The sequence below is a fragment of the Variovorax sp. GW822-FHT04A09 genome (assembly GCF_058801005.1).
Window position 1 is genome coordinate 1126614 of record NZ_JBXAMV010000002.1, and the last position, 15062, is coordinate 1141675.

Annotated in this window: 3 protein-coding genes; 2 read left to right on the forward strand and 1 reads right to left on the reverse strand. The window is 71.4% G+C overall.

Annotated elements, in window-relative coordinates; all coding sequences use genetic code 11:
• Window positions 1-100: 100 nt before the first annotated feature.
• Both AC1RLW_RS16250 and AC1RLW_RS16255 read left to right on the forward strand, forming a co-directional pair.
• Window positions 101-11788 carry a filamentous hemagglutinin family protein gene (locus AC1RLW_RS16250; RefSeq protein ID WP_493193916.1) on the forward strand — a complete coding sequence of 3896 codons (11688 nt, stop codon included), beginning with the start codon at window positions 101-103 and terminating at the stop codon, window positions 11786-11788.
• Window positions 11775-12455: an RNA polymerase sigma factor gene (locus AC1RLW_RS16255; RefSeq protein ID WP_493193918.1), complete on the forward strand. Its 681-nt coding sequence runs from the start codon at window positions 11775-11777 to the stop codon at window positions 12453-12455. Before AC1RLW_RS16250 ends, AC1RLW_RS16255 begins: the two co-directional genes overlap by 14 nt.
• Window positions 12456-12459: 4 nt before the next feature.
• On the opposite strand, the gene AC1RLW_RS16260 is transcribed toward AC1RLW_RS16255, so the two are convergent.
• Window positions 12460-15045 carry an FtsX-like permease family protein gene (locus AC1RLW_RS16260; RefSeq protein WP_493193920.1) on the reverse strand — a complete coding sequence of 862 codons (2586 nt, stop codon included), beginning with the start codon at window positions 15043-15045 and terminating at the stop codon, window positions 12460-12462.
• Window positions 15046-15062: the final 17 nt, after the last annotated feature.

Sequence of the window (15062 nt, forward strand, 5' to 3'; positions counted from 1 at the left end):
CCCTTCGGCACAGGCTTTACTTCGGCGGGAACGAGAAATGACCATCAGTGGGTGCAAGGAAAAGAATCGACCGGCGCGCGCGGCGCAGCAGGTTTTCAGGATGGCGCCCCTCGCGCGGGCCATCGCGGTGGCGCTGGCCGCCGGTGGGGTCCTCGGCAGCGCGCATGCCCAGCGGGCGTTCAGTCCGGCGTGGTTCGCCGACAAGGGCGCGGCGCAGGCGGGCGCGATCGCCACGGGCAAGCTGCCGAACGGCGCGCCGGCGTCCAGCCTGATCCACCCGACGCAGCCGTCGTCGGCGGCGAGCCAGCAGCTGCAGACGTCCATCACCAACCTGAACCTGGCTGCGCGCGCGATCGCCGCGCAGCAGGCGCAGCAGACACAGAAGCGGGCCGAGGCGCTGGCCAGCGGCGAATCCGCGCCGGACGGCCTGGCCGAAGGCGGCCTGAAGGTCGACACGAATTCGCTGACAGCGGGCTGGCTCAACGCCAGGGACCCCGTGCAGGCCGCAGCCAACGGCAGGACCACGGTCACCATCGAGCAGACCGCCGACAAGGCCATCCTGAACTGGGAGACCTTCAACGTCGGCAAGAACACGACGGTGAAGTTCGACCAGCGTGCAGGCACCCACGCCAAGACCGGCGCCAACGAGTGGATCGCGCTCAACCGCATCAACGACCCCAGCGGCCGACCCAGCCAGATCGCCGGCCGCATCGAGGCCGAGGGCAGCGTCTACCTCATCAATCGCAACGGCATCCTGTTCACCGGCAGCAGCCAGGTCAACGTGCGCAACCTGGTCGCCTCCAGCCTGAAGCTCAGCGACGAACAGTTCAAGGCCGGCCTCAACACGCGCCTGGGCGCGAAATCGGGTGACCCCGGTTACTGGAGCGGCCTCGAAGTGGGCGTCGGCATTCCCACCTTCGGCGAGAACTCCAGGCAGATGCCGGCCGATTCGAACGTGCAGTTCGCCGACATGGGCCCGGCCTTCGATCCGGGCAAGCCGCCGGGCGACGTGAAGGTGGCGGCCGGTGCGCAGATCACGGGCCAGGGCGGCCACGTGCTGATGTTCGCGCCCAAGGTCAGCAACGCGGGCAGCATCCGCACGCCGAGCGGCCAGACGCTGCTGGGCGCCGGCGAAAACGTGTGGCTGGAAGCCAAGGAAATCAGCCCCACCGTGCGCGGCTTCGATGCCGTCACCTCGTCGGTGCGGCCCTGGCTCTTTCCGGCCAAGTTCCTGATCAACCCGCAGACGGCGCCCGCCTTCCAGCCCTATCTCATCGGGCGCATCGTGTCCGACATCCTGCCGCTGATGGAGCAGCGCGCGGCCCAGGTCGGCTACAGCGTGCACAACACCGGCATCATCCAGGCCGATCACGGCGACATCACCATGGTGTCGCGCGACATCCGCCAGGGCGGCATCCTGCAGGCCAGCACCGCGCTGAACAACCGCACGGGCTCCATCCGCCTGCGCGCCTGGGGCCAGGGCGTGCACAACATCGACATCAACCTGGCGGCCGACGTCCCGCGCCTGACGGCCTGGTCGGGCGGCACGCTGACCCTGGGGCCGGACAGCATCACCCAGGTCGTCAACGACTGGCAGGACACCACGCGGATCGAAAGCGGCTCGCTGGCCAACCGCTACCAGCCCGGGCGCATCGAGCTCTACGGCAAGACGATCGACGTGCAGACCCGTGCCCAGGTCACCGCCGCTGCGGGCCACATCGACATCCAGGCCCAGGCCAACCCCGCGGCCCTGCAGCGCAACACCCAGGTGGGCGACGGCAGCCGCATCCTCATCGGTGAACACGCCACCGTCAGCACCGCGGGTCTGATGCAGATGCCGGTGGACATGGCCAGCAACTTCGTCGAGGCCGAACTGCGCATCAACGAACTGCGCGACTCCCACCTGCAGGCGAACACCTGGCTGTACGGCCGGAAGGTCATCGTGGATCGACGCAGGTCGGGTGCCTTCAAGGGGCTGATGGCGGGCGTCGAATGGGTCACCGACGAGTCCGGCAAGGCGCTCAAGGGCGTCTGGGTCGGCACCCCGCTGGCGGACGTGACGGGCTGGGTGGGCAACGGCCTGGTGGGCTTGTCGGAGCTGGCGGCGCGAGGCGGCGACATCACCATCCAGTCCAATGGCTCGGTGATCACGCGGCCGGGCTCCATCCTGGATGTGTCCGGCGGCTCGGTGCGCTACAGCGACGGCTGGAACACGGAAACCCTGCTGCGCGGCGCGGACGGGCGCACCTACACCATGTCGTCCGCGCCGGCGGACATGACCTACACGGGCATCGCGGGCCAGTACCTGCAGGCGCATGCGCGCTGGGGCGTCACGCAGACCTACGTCAATCCGATGCTGTCGGGGCGGCGCTGGGAGCCGGGCTACGAAGAAGGCCGCAATGCCGGTTCGATCGACATCCGTGCCGGCAGCGCCTTCATCCTGGAGGGCGAGTTCAGGGGCTCGGTGCAGCCCGGTGACCGGGTGCAGGAGGTGTCCGAGCTGCCTCGGGCCGGCCGCCTCACGGTGGGTTCCAACCGGGCGCAAGAAGGCATGTGGACCCTGGGCCAGGTCGTCATCAGCGACAAGCCCGCGTTGCTGCCGGCGGGCTTCAGCATCGACAGCCCGCTGGGCAAGGACGCCTTCCTGACCGAGCCGGAAGGGCAATCCCCCGGCGCGGGCGCGGGCGTGGGCCGCACCACCTGGCTGTCCGCCGCGGGGCTGAGCCATTCGGGCCTGGGCGCCATCGAGTTGAACCTCAACACCGGCTTCGTGCTGGAAGACAGCGCGGTGGTGACTCTGCAGCCGGGGGCGCGCTTCACGGCCGCGGTCTACGACGGCCAGGGCATCCCCGGCAACTTCGACATCCAGGGCAAGCTCATCGCTCCGGGCGGCTCCATTGCGCTGAGCGCCGGCGGCAAGGCGGACAGCGTGCTGCGCCTGGGGGCGAACAGCCTGCTGAGCGTCGCGGGCCAGTGGGTCAACGACACCGGCCAAGGCGTCACGCTGGGCCGCGCCATCCACGGCGGCTCCATTGCACTGGGGACCCCGATGAAAGAGGGCCTGGGCACGGTGTACGGCAACGTGGAGGTGGCCGCCGGCGCGGCGCTGGACGTGTCCGGCGGCGGCTGGCTGTCCGGTGTCTCGGCGGGCGGCAAGGCCGGCAAGGTGAAGGCAGGCAACGGCGGGGCCATCAGCCTGACGGCGTTCGACAACACGGCGCTCGAGACGCTGGACCTGCGCGGCTGGGCAGGAGGCGATGCGTCCCGGCTCACCCTCACGGCGATCGGCGACGTGCAGGTGGGCGGCGCCGCGCCCGCGGCCGACGCCACGGGCGGCAAGGCATCGGGCGCAGCCAAGCCGCTGCACCTGCCGCAGACCCTGTACGCCGAGCGCGGCTTCGGCACGATCGGCATCCGTTCGCTCGGCGGGGACGTCGTGGTCGCGGAAGGCGCACAGGTGCACATCCAGCCCACGAGCTGGGACATGCCCGCCGCGGTATCGACGCTGCGCACGCTGCCCAGCGGCAGCGCCTTGGGCGAGGTGCTGGCCCCCAAGACACTGGACGAACTGAGCGAACAGCGCCGCGCCGCGCGCGCGCCCGGTGGCCTGTCGCTGGCGACCGGCGCGACCGGCGGCGGCATCCGCATCGACGCGAACGCCAGCATCCGGACAGAACCCGGCGGCACGATCTCGCTGAACGCGGACGGGTCCGGGCAGGCTTCCGTGCGGGTGGCGGGCCGCCTTCAGGCGCCGGCCGGGACGCTGAACATCCGCGCCAAGAACACCTTGACGCTGGCCGACGGGGCCGAGTTGCTGCTGCCCGGCGTGGCGCAGATCTTCCACGACCCGGCCATGCGCCTGCCCCAGGGCAAGGTGCTGCCAGGCGGCACGGTCACACTGAGCGCCGGCACGCTGGACGCGCAGGCCGGTGCGCTGATCGACGTGTCGGGCGCGCGGGGTACGGTGGCGTATTGGGACCGCGGCACGGGGGCGCTCGGCGCCTTGCGGCGCGTGGACCAGGAACTGGGCAGCGACGGCGGCGCGGTCGTGATGGAGGCCGCGGCCGGCGGTGCCATGAATGCCAGGCTGCGCGCCCACGGCGGCAATGCCCAGGCGGCGGGCGGGTCCTTGTCCATCACGGACACCAGCGAGGCCGGGCGTGCGTCCGGGGACCTGGTGGCGCCGGACATCGGCTCCTTCCTCTACTACAAGAGCCCCACCGGCACGTACACCTTCAACGGAGAAAAGTACGCGCGGATCATCGGCACCAGCGGCAACCTCGACGTGCGCGACGAGTACGCTGGCGACGTCAAGATGAGCAGCGCCATGCGCACCGCGATCAACACCACGCTGCCGACGTCGGTGTCCAGCAGCAAGGGGCTCGTCCTCGACGCGGGTGCGGCGCTGGCCGCAGGGCCGGGCGCCGACAGGGCGCCGTGGGAGCACGACGCGAGCATCGACAAGCGGGTGGTCGAACTGCTCAACAAGTATTTCTGGAGCGGCACCGGAACGGCACTGAGCCACAAGATCAACATCGGCAACATCGCCACTTCGGATGGCACCCTGCACGTCTCGGCGAAGGCGCTGCAGGACACGGGCTTGTCGGCGGTCGATCTGCGTTCCACGCAAGTGGGCGTGCAGTTGGCCGGCGGCGTCGACCTGAGCGTCGCCGGTCGCCTGGGCATCACCGCCCCGGTCATCCAGAGCGACGGGCTGGGCGGCGTGGTGCGCTTGCATGCCCACCATCTGCAACTGAACCCACTGACAGGTGCGGTGGGCGCGGTCGGTGCGGTCGGCGCCACGCCCCGCAATGCGGGCGAACTGATCCTGTCGGCCACCCAGGCCATCGACATCGCAGGCAGGGGTGCGAAGGGCGAGTCTGCGTCGCCCGTCGACGTCAAGCTGCGCGGCTTCGAACGCACGGTGCTGGAAACCGGCGACCTGCGCTTCGTGGCAGGGGCCTACAGCGAAGGCGGCACCGACTACGACGACCCCCAGCTGCGGGCCACGCTGGACGTGGGGGGCGCGCTGGAGATCAAGGCCGCGCAGGTCTACCCGGCCACGGCCGTCACGGCGCGAATCAACTCGGACCACTCCATCACCGTGCGCGGCAACGGGAGCGCCGCGGCGCCTTTGTCGGCCGGCGGCAGCCTGACGCTGAACGCGCCCGTCATCGAGCAGGACGGCGTGCTGCGCGCGCCCTTCGGGCAGATCGCGCTGAATGCCGGCGAGCGCCTGACGCTGGGCACGAACAGCCTGACCTCGGTGTCCGGCGCGGGCCTGGACGTGCTCTACGGCAGCCTGCGCAACGCCGAATACTGGCTGGACCCAGCCAACCCGCAGGGCCGCAATCGTGCCAATGCCGGCGATGCCAATTCCCTGGACGAAAACCGCTACCTGTCGTCCCTGCCGGAAAAGCGCGTGCTCCTGCAAGCACCGGATGTGGCCATGGCCGCGGGCGCGGTGGTGGACATCGCGGGCGGCGGCGACCTGCATGCGTGGGAGCACGTGCCCGGCTCGGGCGGCTCGCACGACGTGCTGACGCTGCCCGGCATGTACGCCGTGCTGCCGGGCTACCAGGGCCTGTCGCCCGTGGCGGGCGGTGCGGCGGGCCAGAAGGTCTGGCTGGCCGGCGGCGGCCTGGGCGCCGGCTGGTACACGCTCCTGCCGGCGCGCTATGCGCTGCTGCCCGGCGCCTTCGCGGTGCAGAGCACGGGCCAGGCCTTGCCGGCGTGGGCCGCGTCCCGTGGCGAGGTGGTCAGCCTGCGTGACGGCTCGACGATCGTGGCCGGTCGGGAACAGAACACGATCAGTGGCGCGCGCGATGCCACGGCCTCGGGCTGGCGCGTGCTGCCCGCCAGCCTGGTGCGCAAGGTCAGCGAATACAACGAAGCGCGGGGCAACGCCTTCTTCTCGTCGGATGCGTTCAAGCTGACGCAATACCGCCTCACAGGGCAGGACGTCGTGACCCCGCGCCTGGCGCGCGATGGCGGCGCGGTGGTGTTCAAGGCCGACCGCGCCCTGACGCTGGACGGCGAGCTGCGCGCGCAACCCGATGCGGGCGGGCGCGGCAGCCTGGTGGACATTGCCGCCGCCAAGATCGCGATCGTCGGCGCGGGGCAGGACAGCAGCGACCTGCGCGCCGACGGCTACCTGGTCGTGGACGCCGGCAGCCTGACGCGCTTCGGCGCGGGCAGCCTGCTGGTGGGCGGCACGCGCACGGGCAATGTGCGGGGCCTGCAGGTGGACGTGGCCGCCAGCGATGTGGTGCTGCGCAACACGGCAGGCACCGCGTTGAGCGGCCCGGAGGTGATCCTGGCCGCGGCGAATGCCGTGTCGATCGAGTCGGGCAGCGTGCTGCGCGCGGATGGCCGGGCGTCGGGCGACGAGGCGAACCTGGTGCTCAAGCCGCAGGTGGCGGCCGTGTGGAGCGACAACAACACGCCGAACGACACCAGCGACGACCACATCGTCACGCCTTCCAGGGACTGGGGTGCGCTGGTGCGCGTGAGCAGCGGCCAGGCCGTGCGGGCGCTGCGCGAGAACGTGGACACCACCGTCGGCGGCCAGGTGCGCATCGGCGCCGGTGCGCTGCTGCAAGGCGGCGAGGCGCTGCTGCTCGACGCCACCAACAACACCGAGATGGCCGCCGGCGCGCAGTTGTCAGGCAAGGCCCTGTCGGTGGCCGCGAGCCGCATCGGCATCGGCGGCGGCAGCGGCGGCCTGGTGCTGGACACCGACGCCCTGGCGCAGCTGTCGCGTGCGCAGTCATTGACGCTGCACAGCTACGGCAGCCTGGACTTCTATCGCTCGCTGGACATGCGCGGCCTGGCGCAGGTGGTGTTCGACGCCGCAGCCTTGCGGGGTCATGGCGCCGATGCCGTGCAGGTGCAGGCCTCCCACCTGACGCTGCAGAACACGGGCGCGTCGCTCGGCAGCGCGGGCACAGGCGGTGGTCGCCTCGAACTGTCGGCCGGCGAACTGGTGCTGGGCGCGGGCGACAAGACGATGTCCGGCTTCGACCAGGTGCTGCTGTCGGCCAGCCGGCGCATCGCCGGCGAAGGCACCGGGAGCCTGGACGCCGGCACGGCGGTGCTGACGCTGCGCACGCCGGTGCTGCAAGGGGTGTCCGGCGCCGACCAGGCACTGCGAACGCAGGGGCAACTGGTGTTGCAGCAACACGCGCAGCTGGATGCGCAAGAGATGGCGTCACTGGGCCGCGCCAGCCTGGGCGCGCGCCTCAACCTGTCGGGCCAGGGCGTGACCGTGGCGCTGCCGGTGCTCGCGCTGGGCGGCAGCATTGCGGTCGATGCCGGCACGGGCAACCTGACGGTTGCAGAGTCCGGCCGCCTGCACGCGGGCGGCCTGGAAAAAGTCTTCTTCGACGCGGCCCAGTACGTGGACGCGGGCCAGATCAGCCTGGCGACGCGAGGCGGCCTGATCGACCTGGCTCCGGGCAGCCTGCTGGACCTGTCCGCCCATCCGCGCGGCGGCGACGCCGGCCGCCTGACGGTGGATGCATCGGCCGGCGGGCGGGTCCACTTCGGTGGCACTGTGCAAGCGCAGGCCGGTGCCGGCGGCAACGGTGGCAACTTTGCGCTGGCCATCGATCGGCTGGACGATTTCGGCGCGCTGGCGCGAACGCTCAACGATGCGGGCTTCAGCCGCTCGCGCCAGTTCCGCGTCCGCCAGGGCGACCTGACGATCGCAGGCACCACGCGGGTGACCGACTTCGAAGTCATCACCGACCGCGGCGTGATCTCTGTCGACGGCACCGCGCGCGTCGAGGCCAACGCGGCCTACGGCGGCAGCATCCGCCTGGTCGGCGGGGCGGGGCTGACGATGCAGCCTGGCGCGGTGCTGGCGGCCCATGCCACCGACGCCATCGATGGCCTGGGCAGCAGCCGCATCGACCTGGAAGCGGTCGACGGCCAACTGAACCTGGCCGGCGGCACGCTGGACCTGAGCGGCGGCGAAGGCGGCAAGCTGCGACTGCGGGCGCAGCGCACCGCAGGCAACGACGGCCTGAACGTCGCGGCGCTGAACGCCGCCGTGCAGGGCGCGCGCTCCGCGGTGCTCGAAGGCGTGCGCCGCCATGCCAGCACGGATGGCACGGTGGAATCCGTGGCCCCGCAGGCGATCGCCGAGGCCAATGCCTTTGCAGGCCACACCGGCATCCTGGCGAGGCTGGGTGGCAACGCCGCCGCCTACACCTTGGCGGCGGGCATCGAGATCACCAGCCCGGGCGACCTGACGCTGGGCCGCGACTGGAACCTGTTCGACAGCTTCGGTGCGGCGCACCGCGAAGGCACGCTCACGCTGCGCGCCGGCGGCAACCTGAACATCGACGGCCATCTGAGCGACGGCTTCGACGTGGCGGGCCGCGACAACGGCGCGGGCCGGGCGGCGCGGCTGCAGCAGGCCGCGTCGTGGAACCTGCGCCTGGTGGCGGGCGCGGACCTGGGGTCGGTCGATGCACTGGCCACGCGGCCATCGGGCGCGCTTGCAGCCGACACCGGCACGATCCGCGTGGGCACGGCCGGCACCGAGTCGGGCGCCGGCAAGCTGGTGCGCACCGGCAGCGGCGACCTGACGGTACGCGCCGGGCGCGACCTGGTGCTCGCCCACAAGGAGTCCGCGCTGTACACCGCAGGCCGGGCCGAGGCCGATCCCACCTTGGGCGGCGGCTTCGACACCGCCAGCGTCGATGCCCAGTACGGCACCGCAGGTGGCCACGTGGATGTCGCGGTCCAGGGCAGCGTGCGTGCGCCCACCGCGCAGGGCGCGCGTTCGGACCAGATCCTGACCGAATGGCTGTTCCGCCAGGGCCGCTATGGCGGAGATCTCAGCAGTCCCACCGGCTACTACGACGCGTACAACATGGGCGAGAGCTGGGCGCCGGTCATGTCCGCCCGGGGCCAGCAACCGAGCTGGTGGGTGAACCACGCCAGCTTCCAGCAGGGCCTGGGCGCGCTGGGCGGCGGCAACGTGAAGCTGTCGGCGGGCGGCGACCTGGTGAACCTGGTGGTGGCCTTGCCCAGCACCATGCGCGTGACGGGCGGGCGTTCCGCTGGCGATGCCGCGGCCTCCACGGTGACCCGCAACGGCGGGCAGCTGCAGGTGGCGGCGGGCGGCACCCTGAAGGCCGGCCAGTACTACGTGGGCCGCGGCGCCGGCGAGATCGAAGCCGGCGCAAGCGCCTCCGGCTATGCCCTGACCGGCATCTCGAGCAGCTGGCCCAACACCGCCTATTCCTACGACATCGCGCCCGTGCTGGCGCTGTCGGACGCCACGCTCAAGCTGCAGACGCTGGGCGACCTGGTCCTGCAGACCGTGATCGACCCGATGCAGATACGCCGTGCCTACGTCGACCAGGCCGACCGGGACACCAGCGGCGCGTCCAGCCATGCGATGTTCATGAGCAGTCAGACAGAGCGCAGCGCCGTCAGCCTGGTGTCCACCGGCGGCAACGTGCGCCTGGTCAACCAGTCGGAATTCGTGGCAGGAAACGACACGGAGAACACCACCAGGCTGGTGAGCGGCATGACGGACACCAAGCTCCAGACGGACATGGTGGGCCTGTACCCGGCCAAGGTCAGCGTGTCGGCCCTGAGCGGCAACATCGACGTCGCGGGCCTGCTGGCGATGGCGCCGGCGAACAGCAGCGACCTGTCTTTGCTGGCCGCGAAAGACCTGCGCTTCCTGCGCGGCAGCAGCCTGCAGAACACGGGTGCCATCGTCATGACCCAGACCACGCTGGACAAGTGGCCGTCGATATTCCGGCCGTGGATGGGTTTCACGATCACGCTGGGCGGGGCATCGGCGTTCGGCGCGCCGCTGAAGTCGGTCTATGGCGGCTTCTCGGTGACGAACACGTTCCTGACCAACAGCCTCAATGGCATGGAGCTGTTCGACAACCCCGATGTGCTGCCGATGCAGGTGCATGACTTCACGCCCAGCCGCTTGTACGCGGCGACCGGTTCCATCAGCGACCTGAATCTGATCGCGTCGGAATCGGTGCACGTGCAGGCCGGCACCGACATCCGCAACTTCGAGCTCAGCGCGCGCAACCTGCGCCCCACCGACACCACCATGCTGGCGGCGGGCAACGACATCCTGGCTGTCGCCAACAGGCTCCTGTCGCACCGCTATGCGCGATACAGCGGCGACGCGGCGGCCTACTACTACGACAGGGGCAGCCGCACCGCGCTGCAAGGGCCGGGATCCCTGCTGCTGCTGGCCGGGCGCGACATCCAGGGCAACAACCTGTCGCTGTACACCAATGCCAATCGCTATTGGGACTACGTGTCGGCAACGCCGCTCGGCGAAGAATCGAACGTCATCAAGGCCCTGCCCGCCGAGGGCGCCGGCATCACCCTGATGGCCGGCATGAACAAGGCCGCCAGCTACGACGCCTTCGAGCGGGCCTACCTGAACCCGGCCAACGTGGCCGCCATGCCGGACTATCTGAAGACCACCCTGGCCGACGGCACCGTGGCGCCGCTGTACCTGAGCGACGGGGTGGAAAACCGCGGCGACCTGGCCAAGTTGGCGCGCCGGGGCCTGGTGTCCTTCGTGGAAGGCATGCTCGGTGCCGACAAGGTCGCCAGCCTCACCGGCACTGCGGACGGCAAGCTGAGCCCGCAGCAGGCGTGGGAGCAATACCGGCAACTGCCGCCCCTGGTGCGCGAGCAGTTCCTGCGCCAGGTCTTTGTCTATGAACTGCGCGAAGGAGGGCGCGACCAGAACGGGGGCGATGGGCAGAACGGTCCGATCAACGGCGGCTACCGCCGCGGCTCCGCGGCCATCGACACGCTGTTCCGCGGTGCGACGGCCGAAGGCCAGCCCGTTCGCTACGCCGCGGACCTGCCGGACAACTGGCGCAGCAGCTGGTCCGGCGTGGGCAGCATCGCCGCGACCCGGATGGCGGCGCGCACCCACCAGGGGGGGGACATCAACGTCTTCACTCCCGGCGGCGGCCTGCAGGTGGCGGGGCTGGGCGCCGTGGTGCCGGACGGATACGGCCTGGTGACGCTGGCCTCGCCGGGGCAGGTCAATGTGTTCACCGACCGGGACATCATCGTGAACCGTTCGCGCATCCTGTCCTTCGTCTCGCAGGCCGAGCCGCTGGGCAGCGACCAGGTGTTGTGGTCCAGCCAGGGCGACATCGACGCCGGCCGCGGCGCCAAGACCGTGCGCATCCCGCAGGCGCCGGAAGTCACGTCGGACGTGGACGGCAACATCACCGTGCAGGAAAAGCGCGACATGAGCGGCGCCGGCATCGGCACCGTGGGCGAAGGCGACGTGGACCTGGTCGCACCGAGGGGCACCATTGATGCGGGCGATGCCGGCATCCGGGTCGCCAGCAACCTCAACATTGCCGCGCTGCAGGTGCGCAACGCCGACAACATCCAGGTCAAGGGCGAAACGACCGGGCTGCCGGTGGTGGCCGCGGTGAACATCGGGGCACTGACCACCGCCAGCGCGGCGGCGTCGGCGGCGGCCATGGCGGCGCAGGAGTCCATGCGCCAGGAGCGGGCCGCGGCACGGCAGAACCTGCCTTCGGTCTTCACGGTGCGGGTGCTGGGCTTCGGCAACGAAAGCCTGCCGTCGGGCGGTGCGGGTGCATCGTCGCCGCCACGCCCCGGTGCGCAGGCGGGCGCTTCGCCTCGGTACGACCCTGCCAACCCCGTGCAGGTCTTTGGGCACGGCAACCAGTTCGACGCGTCGGTGATGTCGCTGCTGACCGACGCCGAGAAGAGCAGGTTGCGCCATGCCGGCAAGTAAGACGATGTCCGCGGCTGAGTTCGATCCCGGTCCTTGTTTTCAAGGGCCATTCGCGGGTCACGGCGAGCCCACCGGCGTCGTGCTGCGGGCGTTCCTGACGGCGAACTACACGTACCTGCATCGCCGGTTGGCCCGCGATCTCGGCTGTTCCGACCAGGCCAGCGAGTGCCTGCACGACGCCTGGCTGCGCCTGGGCGAGATGACGGCATCGGAGCCCGTGCGCAGTCCCGGGGCCTATGTCTATCGAACGGCGCGCAACCTGGCCATGGATCGCCTGCGCAGCGATCGGTCCTGGCAGTACGTGGGCGAATGGGACACGGCCCTCGATCTCCTGGCCGACCACGCGCCCGGCCCCGATGCCATCGCCGAAGCGCGTTCGGCCGTGGAGGCCGTGGAGCAGGCGATGCAGCGGCTTTCGCACCGGCATCGCTCGGTGCTCGTGGCACTGCAGATCGAGGAGATGACCCGCCAGGACGTGGCGGACCGGCATTGCATCTCTTTGCGCAGAGTGGACACGGCACTTCGCCAGGCCCTGGACTACTGCGCGCATGCGTCCGGTCACACCGTGCGGGCGGAAGGCGCTTCGCCCCGGCGCGGTCTTTCGCGGCGATGGCAGGAGAAAGTCGTTGCCCCGATGCGCGCCGGCGCGCCGCGCGCGCAGAAGTGAGGCGCTACCAGTCCTCTTTCACCGCCAACACCACATCGCGCCCCGCCGCGGCGCGCCCCGCCATCCACGCCGTGAACGTGCCGGCCGCCACCACGGCCGCGCACAGCGCCAGCAGCCGCACCCACGGCACCAGCAGGTCCATGCTCCAGTGGAAGCTCTGCGGGTTCACCACCTTCACCAGCACCACCGACACGGCCAGCCCGAGCAGCAGCCCGGCCACCGCGCCGATGGCCGTCCAGGCCGCGCCTTCGCCGGCCACCACGGCCAGCACCTGCCGCCGCGTGAAGCCCAGGTGCGCGAGCAGCCCGAACTCCTTGCGCCGCGCCAGCACCTGCGCGCTGAAGCTGGCCGCGATGCCGAACAGGCCGATGGCGATGGCCACGGCCTGCAGCCAGTAGGTGACGGCAAAGCTGCGGTCGAAGATGCGCAGCGAGGTGGCGCGGATCTGGCCGACCGAGGCCAGCTCCACCGCGCCGTCGCGTGAGGCGCGCGAGGCGAGTTCGCGCACGGCTGCTTGCACTTCTGCTTCGGACGCACCGGGCGCAAGCCACAGCGCGACGTCGCTCACGTCGTGCTCGCCGGTGATGCGCTCGAAGTCGCGCGCGTCCATCGCGATCGCGCCGAACTGCCGCGCGTAGTCGCGCCACACGCCGGCCACGAAGAACACCTGCGGCGTGGCCGTGCGCATCGCATCGGACAGCGGCGAAAACGCGGTGCCCGGCTTCGCGCCGTACAGCTCGACCATCGGCTCGCTCACGTAGATGCCGGTCTGCCCGGGCGGGACGGGCAGCGCCTCGCCCACCAGCGGCAGCCCGCGCACCACGCCGCCTTCGAGGCTGCGCGCGATCAGCGTCACCGCGGGCTGCGCCGGGTCGAGCTGCAGCGACTGCGTGCGCAGCGTGCCGGTGCGCGCCACGCCGGGCAGTTGCGCCAGCGCCTGCACGAAGGCCGGCGCGAAGGTCGCGGTGTCGGTGCTGCTGGTGCCGCCGCTGTTGCCGCTGCCGCGCCCGCCCGAGGTGGCGCGCACGTACAGGTCGGCCGGCAGCACCACGTCGAGCCAGTGCGTGACCGACTCGCGAAAGCTCGCGACCATCACCGTGAGCGCCACCGCCAGGCTCAGGCTCGCGACCACGCCGCTCACCGCCACGGCCGCCGTGCCGCGCATGCGCCGCGCGCGCTCGACGGCGAGCATCGGCAGCACGCGCCGCGCGAACGCGGGCGCCACGCGGTCGTACAGCAGCGCGATGAGCCAGGGCAGGGCGGTGATGCCGCCCACCAGCAGGCAGGCCACCGACAGGTACGCGGCCACCGGAATGCCGCCGATGGCCGGCAGGTTGGCCAGCGCCGCGCCCGCGCCGATGAGCCCGAGCGCGAGCCAGTGGTGGCGGCCCTGCGCGGGTGCCGCGCCCAGGCCCTTGAGCGTCTGCGCCTCGGGAAGCGCCTGCGCAGCGCGCGCGGGCCACCAGCCGCCCACCAGCGCGGCCACCACGCCGAGCCCGCCGTACAGCAGCGCGGCGCCACTGCTCCAGTGCAGCCGGGGCGCCACGCCCTCGAAGTAGCCGCCGCCCAGGTCGCCGCCCAGCACGCGCAGCGCGAAGGCCGCGAGCGCGGTGCCCAGCGCCAGGCCGGCGGCGCTGCCGATCAGCCCGAGCACCAGCGATTCGGCCAGCACCAGCTGCAGCCGTCCGCGCGGCGTGAGGCCCAGCACGCCGAGCAGCGCGAACTGCTGCGCGCGCTTGGCCACGCTGAGCGCGAGCACCGAGAACACCAGGAACGCGCCCGTGAACAGCGCCACCAGCGCCAGCACCGTGAGGTTGACGCGGTAGGCGCGCGACAGGTTGCTCACGCGCTCGGCCGCATCGCCCGGCTCGGCGAACTTCAGGCCCGCCGGCCAATCGGGCGACTTCTCGAGCGCGGCCACGAAGGCCGCGCGGTCGGTGCCCGGCGCCAGCCGCAGGTCGATGCGGCTCAACTGGCCGAGCGGGCCGAACAGCTCCTGCGCGACCGCGATGTCCATCACCGCCAGCGCCGCGCCGCCGGCCGTCACATGGCCCGAAACTGCGAGGCGCTGCCACGCGGCGCCGCTGCGCAGCTGCAGGCTCTCACCGGTCGCGGGCTGCAGCGGCAGCTGCAACGCCTGGCGCGCCGCCGCGTTGAGGAACACATGGCCGGGCGCGAACAGCGCGAAGCGGTCGGCTCCCGCCGCCGACTGAGGCATCAGCGCGGGCGCGATGGTGGGCAGCGCGAGCGCATCGACGCCGATCACGCGCAGCGGCACCTGGCGCCCGTCGTGGCCCAGGGCCAGGCCCTGGAACTCGAGCACCGGGCTCGCCAGCGCCACTTCGGGCCGGCGCGCGAGCCGGCCGAACACGGCCTCGTCGAAGCTGCCCTGCGCGGCACGCACCTCGAGGTCGGGCTGGCCGTTCACCGAGCGCACCGCGCTGGAGAACTCGTCGAGCGCCGAGGCGTTGATGAGCTGCACCGAAAACGCCAGCGCCACGCCCAGCATCACGGCCAGCACGGCCGCCGCGTTGCGCCAGGGGTGGTGGCGCAGTTCCTGCCAGGAGAAAGTCGAAAGCAATGCACGCATGGGGTCATTGTGGCCGC

What these genes read in the sequence shown, in the direction of transcription:
- AC1RLW_RS16250 (WP_493193916.1), top strand. Translation starts at nt 101, where the DNA reads ATGGCGCCCCTCGCGCGGGCCATCGCGGTGGCGCTGGCCGCCGGTGGG.
- AC1RLW_RS16255 (WP_493193918.1), top strand. Translation starts at nt 11,775, where the DNA reads ATGCCGGCAAGTAAGACGATGTCCGCGGCTGAGTTCGATCCCGGTCCT.
- AC1RLW_RS16260 (WP_493193920.1), bottom strand. Translation starts at nt 15,045, where the DNA reads ATGCGTGCATTGCTTTCGACTTTCTCCTGGCAGGAACTGCGCCACCAC.